The 241-nt window shown below is 42.7% G+C and carries 1 protein-coding gene; it reads left to right on the forward strand.

The features are described 5' to 3' along the window. The coding region (locus tag AAEZ08_RS23400) for a DUF47 family protein (RefSeq protein ID WP_500125241.1) at nt 1-241 on the forward strand (241 nt) is incomplete at both ends.

Raw genomic sequence — 241 nt, forward strand, 5'->3', positions numbered from 1 at the left:
GTACATGAGTGTGCATCACTTCTTGTTCCTTTCTTTGACGCAACTATCTCAGGTGACTGGGATGAAGCGATAAAGATACGCAAAAAAATTAGTTTGCTGGAAAAAGACGCTGACTCACTTAAACGTGAAATTCGCCTGACTCTTCCTGGTGGATTATTCATGCCTGTTGAACGGACCGACTTGCTTGAGTTATTAACTCAACAGGACAAAATCGCCAACATGGCAAAAGATATCTCTGGCC

Origin of the sequence: Pseudomonas sp. E45-MNA-CIBAN-0222, assembly GCF_040310405.1 — a bacterium.
GTDB lineage: Bacteria > Pseudomonadota > Gammaproteobacteria > Pseudomonadales > Pseudomonadaceae > Stutzerimonas > Stutzerimonas stutzeri_AC.